Consider the following 5,837-nt stretch of genomic DNA (forward strand, 5'->3'; position numbering starts at 1 on the left):
GCTCAACCAACTCGGCTACCAAGTCACCCTCCAAACAGAAGGAGCTGCCTGACCAGCGGCTACGGACACGGAACGGGGGATTTTCGAATCAGGCGCCTGCGCCGCGCTCCTCGCGGATCTGCTCGACGACGCGCGCCACGGCCTGCCGTACCGCTTCCGTCTCCGTCAGGAAGTGCCAGTAGTCGGGGTGGCGGCCCTCGAGCCCGGCCACGGCACGCTCCAGCCGGGCCACGGAGTCGTCCAGGGGCCGGGCATGGCGTGGCTCCGGGGTGTTGCGGCCCGCCATGGCCAGGCGCTGGGCGTCGCGGATGGCGAACCGGGTGCGCTGGATCTCCTGCTCCGGGTCCTTCGCGACGGCGTCGAGACGGCGCAGCCGGTCGCCGGCGGCAGAGACGGCCTCGTCCGTGCTGTTCAGCAGCGCCCGGACCGTGCCGAGCAGGGCGGTCGCGTCCGGCCAGCGCTGCTCGTCGCGCGCTTTCGCCGCCTCTTTGAGCCTCTCCTCGGCGCGGTGGACGTTCTCGGCGGCCTGTGCCGGGACCGGCTGGAGATCCTGCCAGCAGGCGGCGGTGAAGCGGCGGCGCAACTCGCTGAGGACGGGCTCGACGCCGTCAGCACGGGTGGTCAGGGCCTGGGCGCGGGTACGCAGGGACACGAGCCGCTTGTCGATCTCGGCGGCGCGCTCGGGGAGCCGCTCGGCCTCGGACCGTACGGCTTCGGCTTCCCGTACGACCCGGTCGGCACGCTGCAGCGTCTCCGACACGCCGTGCCGGCCTGCGCCTTCGTTGAGCTTGGTCAACTCGGGGGCGAGGGCGGCGAGACGGGCGGCGAGATCGTCCGCTCGCATTCCGGAGCCCCGCACCGAATCGAGAGCATTGCTCGCGGCGAGGAGCGCCTGTCGCGCGCGCTCCACGGCCGGGGCGAGCCGGGCCAGCTGGGTCTCCGCCTTCTCGAGCAGCGGCCCGAGCCCCTGCGCGAACCGGTCGAGCTCGCCCTTGACCCGTACGAGCTCGTCCTTCGCCTTCGTCAGCTCCGTACGCGCCCGTGCCGCGACCGACGCCTCCAGGTCGTCCCGGTCGAGGTCGTGCGCGTCGACCGCCGTGATGTAGCCGTGGCTGACCTCGTCGATCCGCCGCCCCAGCGCGGCGAACTCCTCCGCCGTCCGGCGCGCACCCGGCGAACTGTCCACGGCCGTGATCGTCTCGATCGAGATCCGCAGATCGCGCTGGGCCGTGTCGAGCTCGTAGAAAGCCGCGGCCGCCGCGTCCTTCGCGGCCTGAGCATCCGCCCGCTGGCTCTCCCCGCGCCCGCCGCCGAACCAGCGCCGTGTTCCCCCGCTGCCCCCGCTCGCGAAGGCCCCCGGCAGCGCGGCGGCGATCAAGGGCAGCGGCAGCAGGACCACGGCGACAAGATCCCGCAGACCCCGCGCGACACCCGCTTTCGCTTTCACTCCTGTGTGCGGCCGCGCGTGTGTCGCCGTCACATCCCTCTCCCGTGCCGTGTCCGCCCTGCCCGGTTCATTCTCCCACCCGGTAAGGACGAACACACGGGCCCGTTAGTTCGCCCGTACGACAACCTCTCCGTTGTCGCTGCGCGCCTTGATGACGTGCGGGCTCGTCGGGTCCTGGCCGACGTCGACGGACGTCTCGCCGTTCTCGGCGGTCGCCGTCACCTTGTAGGCCTTCGAGCCCGGCACCTCGACGGTGATCGAACCGTTCTCGCTGGAGCCGTCCACCAGATCCGGTACGACGGCGAAGTCCAGCGCCACCGCCCCGTTGTCCGACCCGGCGGTCACGGTCCTGGAGGCGACCCGCTCCCCGGTGACCTCGCCGTTGTCGGAGACCAGGTCCAGCGGCCCGCTGGCGTCCCGCACGGTCACCGAGCCGTTGTCCGCCCGTACCGTGAGCGCGGTGTCGAACCCACTCGCCGTCACGCTCCCGTTGTCGTCCCGCACACTGACCGCGACCCCTCGCGGGACCCGCACCGAGTGCCGTGCCTCGCAGTCACTCGCGACGGCGCTGCACTTCACGCGCAGGGTGAGCGTCCCGTCACGCAGCTCCCACACCGGATCGGGACCCGTGCCCATGAACACCCATCCGTCGACCCGACGCTCCACCTCGACGGCCTTCACATCCGCGGGCACCAGCTCGATCGCCGAGTCCTCGGCATCGATGGTCAGCGTCTCCCCGCTGAACGCGAACGTCTTCCGCTCGACCACGGCCCCCTCGGCATCCGCGTCGGCACACCCGGTGACGGCGACCGCGACGACCACGGCCCCACCGGCGGCGCCGAGCACGCGTCCACGGATGCGTCGGGTCCGACTCTCCAGTGCGCCCACGATGATCAATCCCCCAGCCTCTGAACTGCGACGTTCCCTCACCCTAGGAACCCGCACCCGCCCCGACGATCCGGCCGCCCACCCACTCCGTGGTGGGGCTATCCCCCGGGTCCCCGCCCTCGGGTCGCTGTCCCTGGTTCACTCCCGGCCCCGCATGATCTGGTTTGCGGCACCCACCGGTGGTCCATGTACGCTGTTGCCTCATTCCGGGTGCGTAGCTCAGGGGTAGAGCGCTGCTCTTACAAAGCAGATGTCGGCGGTTCGAAACCGTCCGCGCCCACCAGTAGGAAGCACGACAAAGGCCCAGGTCACCGGTACTGAACCGGGAGCCTGGGCCTTGTTCGTTCCCCAGCAGCGGGGGCGGGGGAGTGGCGTCGTGCCAGTTACGTGCCAGATGCGTCCTCGGACTCCGCTGGCCGGGCCTTCCTGATCTGCTCGTCGACGTGCGCGGCGATGGCGTGGTCACGGCCGTTCACCAGGTGCTGGTAGATCAGCGCGGCCCGCATCGAGGAGTGCCCCATCCGCTGCATCAGTTCACGCGTCGTGGCACCGCCGGTCGCGGCGAGGGTGTTCCCGGTGTGGCGCAGATCGTGGAAGTGCACGTCCCCCAGGCCGGTCGTCTCCCGGGCCCGCAGCCACAGACGGCGGAAGTTGTTCCGGCGAAGCTGCCCACCCCGTGCCCCGGTGAACACCAGCCCGGCGCGGCCCGGCTCGGCGTGCGCGTCGAGGTGAGCGGCGAGGTCCGCCGTCAGCGAGGCCGGGAAGGCCACGGTGCGCACACCAGCCGCGCTCTTGGGCGTCTTGACCACGATGCCGTCCGTCCGTGTCTCTGCCAGAGCACGCCGCACGGCCACGGTTCGCCGTTCGAGGTCGACGTCATGGCGCTGGAGTCCGGCCAGCTCCCCGAACCGCAGGCCGGTGAAGGCCGCCAGGAGGATGAGCACCCGGAAGCGCGCCGGCACCGCGTCGGCGAGTTGGAAGACCTCGGAAACGTCGAGGAACGGGCGCTCCGCCGTCTTGGCCGCTCCCGCGCCCTTGATGCGGCAGGGGTTGCGCCGGATCACCTCGTCGTCCACCGCGGTGTTCATGATGGCCCGGAGGACTTGGTACGCCTTGACGACCGTCGGCTCACCCACACCGGACTCCAGCAACCCGGCACGCCAGCGGCGGATCTGCGGGGTCGTGATCTCACTCAGCACCACGTTCGCGAAGGTTGGCTCCCTATCGGAGGGGGCGGATTGATCAACCGCAACCAGGCGACGTCACGCGGCTCCTGTCTCTCACCAACCGCGCATACATAACGGCCGTGGAAACGCCTACCCCCACTCGCGCAATCAGGCGAGAAAAGTCAAGATTGGGCACCCTCGCTCGAAACGCGCGAAGCGTTTGGGGAAAGGTTGGGCAAGTGAGGGCTCGATGTACGCCTGGGGGAGGGGATTGGGTCGTTAACTCCTTTCCTCCGGCTGGACCCCTCCGGTAGAGATCCCCAGGACCCAGCAGCACGGGACCACTCTCGCGGGCTGGGGGCATTGGAGCGGCAGGGGGGCCGAGAGGGGTAGTGAGCGCGCGTTGGCTGCAGTCATCGAACTGACGCCTGACATCCATCGTTGACATCAACGACCGCGGACAGCGGCATACCTCCTGGAAAACCGACGTACGACGCGTGGCAGCAAGATGCCGAGCCCGCAGAGGCTTGATCGAACTTACAAAGCAAGTGTCAGCCCCTGGCCCGGCTCGAACGGGCTGGCCCCCTCCACAACGGGCCGATGCTGCGGGTCTACAGCTGCCGGCCGACGCAGGCTGGACGATCGTAGGGCAGTGCCGAGTGCTCCCGCACTGCAGATTCCCGCGCGGCTGGCGCACCAGAATGGCACCAGATGGAGCGGAGAACCGCGGTCAACAACGGTTCGATCCGGTAACAGGGAGCACCGCGCTGGAACGCCGTTCGACCTGGTCAGCGACCCAGGGCGGCTTCGCCGCCCGCCGTGGGACGGGTAAATGGGCAGCACAAACGCCCCGTAGCCCTTGATCAACACCGCGCCGCGGGGTGGCAACACAGGAGGCGAGGTCAGCTACCTGCGGTTTTGCCCACGCCGGTTCGTATTTACGCGTCAGAGCACCGAGGCAGCCTCGACAGCTCGTGATTCCCAAGCTGAGTGTCTCTCGCTGGTGGAGCCGGATGGCCCGCATCGATGGCGCGGGCGTCTCCGCTCGTTCTCGTCAAGTAGCCTGCGTCCAGTGTGCTTTCCGGCGTTGGAGGTTCCATGGACGCGACCACACTCACCAAACCTGCGCGGCTGTGGTCGGCGCACGAGGTCTTGGTGCGGCACTGCCCTGTACCAGCAGCGGCCGGAGTCTACGGGTGGCATTTCAAGGAGGCGCCCCACCCCGACTTGGCCCGTGGACAACTGCTCTACGTCGGCATAGCTCCACGCCACATGTCCAACCGGAACAGCACGCAGAACCTGAGGAAGCGCGTCCGGTACCACTACCGGGGCAACGCGGCTGGATCAACGCTGCGGCTCACCCTGGGCTGTCTGCTCGGGCTAGAGCTACGCCGCGTAGGTAGCGGCAACCGCCTAACGTTCGGCAAGAGCGGGGAAGCTACCCTCAGTCAGTGGATGGCTGACCACGCACAAGTGGCCTGGCTGGAATGCGACGAACCGTGGACCTTTGAGTCGGAGCTGATCGCGCAGCTTGACTTGCCGCTGAACCTCGATCAGAACCGCCACAACGGCTTCCACGACCGCCTCAAGGCAGTGCGTGCCAAAGCTCGGGAGCGGGCAAGGACCTTGCCCATCAGCGCCTAGCAAAGGAGGCCAGGTGAGCAACGCAGACCTGCCCAGACCTCGGCGCAGCGAAGCCAAACGCGCCCAGGATCGGCGCCGCCGTGAGCGCATGCGGAGCAATGGGAGCGTCGAGCGCTACACAACGGAAGAGATCGGTGCACGGGACGACTGGATCTGTGGTCTGTGCCAAGATCCAGTGGACGAGGCATATCAGCACCCAGACCCTCGGTCCCCGAGCATCGACCACGTCCGCACCATCACGGCCGGCGGCACTGACACGCGCGACAATGTGCGCCTCACACACTGGGGCTGCAACCATGAACGCAACGCCAGCATCCCGCTGGCAAATATCGAGGAAGCCGCAACGCAGCGCGCTGTTCTCCTCCGGATACCCGCGCTCCGGGCCTACGCAGAAAGCCTCAGGGTAGAGGACATGATCCGCCGCTCTCAGGCCTTCCACTCACCCGAGAGGTATCGCGCCAAGTTGGCGTGTCGGGTGGAGCGCTACGAGCGTGAAGGTCGCTGATCGCGTGGACATCTGCGAAGAAGTCGCGTGCCACAGCCGTGCCAGATTTAAGGGGTCAACCACGGTCAACGTGTCGGCAACGGCTGAATTTGGGCTCAGCCAAGATTTCCGTGAAGCCGATCATGCTCCCGTGCGCCGGTGACGCTCCGTCATTTGACTCGTGATACTCGCCCCGTGTGAGGAATTG

General features: G+C 68.4%; 5 protein-coding genes and 1 tRNA gene. 3 read left to right on the forward strand and 3 right to left on the reverse strand.

What is annotated here, in order from left to right; genetic code table 11:
* Positions 1–88 precede the first annotated feature (88 nt).
* Both ACFV9O_RS39365 and ACFV9O_RS39370 read right to left on the reverse strand, forming a co-directional pair.
* Entirely contained in the window at positions 89–1,480 is a 1,392-nt protein-coding gene (locus ACFV9O_RS39365) for a hypothetical protein (RefSeq protein ID WP_385427637.1), read from the reverse strand.
* Positions 1,481–1,552: 72 nt separating this feature from the next.
* Complete coding sequence (locus tag ACFV9O_RS39370) at positions 1,553–2,335, reverse strand: DUF4097 family beta strand repeat-containing protein (protein WP_385427640.1); 783 nt, start codon at positions 2,333–2,335, stop codon at positions 1,553–1,555.
* Between the two features lie 208 nt (positions 2,336–2,543).
* Between ACFV9O_RS39370 and ACFV9O_RS39375 the strand changes: the two genes are divergently transcribed.
* Positions 2,544–2,618: transfer RNA gene (locus tag ACFV9O_RS39375), tRNA-Val, on the forward strand.
* A 100-nt stretch (positions 2,619–2,718) separates the two neighbouring features.
* Here the strand turns inward: ACFV9O_RS39375 and ACFV9O_RS39380 are convergent.
* Entirely contained in the window at positions 2,719–3,537 is an 819-nt protein-coding gene (locus ACFV9O_RS39380) for a tyrosine-type recombinase/integrase (protein ID WP_385427642.1), read from the reverse strand.
* A gap of 1,062 nt (positions 3,538–4,599) precedes the next feature.
* Between ACFV9O_RS39380 and ACFV9O_RS39385 the strand changes: the two genes are divergently transcribed.
* Together ACFV9O_RS39385 and ACFV9O_RS39390 are read left to right on the forward strand one after the other, a co-directional pair.
* Complete coding sequence (locus ACFV9O_RS39385) at positions 4,600–5,145, forward strand: GIY-YIG nuclease family protein (RefSeq protein WP_385427645.1); 546 nt, start codon at positions 4,600–4,602, stop codon at positions 5,143–5,145.
* Between the two features lie 13 nt (positions 5,146–5,158).
* The gene (locus ACFV9O_RS39390; protein WP_385427648.1) at positions 5,159–5,650 is read left to right on the forward strand and encodes an HNH endonuclease; all 492 of its coding nucleotides are present in this window, start codon (positions 5,159–5,161) and stop codon (positions 5,648–5,650) included.
* Positions 5,651–5,837 lie beyond the last annotated feature (187 nt).

The organism is Streptomyces sp. NPDC059909 (assembly GCF_042730885.1).
Taxonomy (GTDB): Bacteria; Actinomycetota; Actinomycetes; order Streptomycetales; family Streptomycetaceae; genus Streptomyces.

Bases quoted from the DNA above. Each gene is read 5' to 3' on its own strand.
- ACFV9O_RS39385 (WP_385427645.1), top strand. From the start codon at position 4,600: ATGGACGCGACCACACTCACCAAACCTGCGCGGCTGTGGTCGGCGCAC.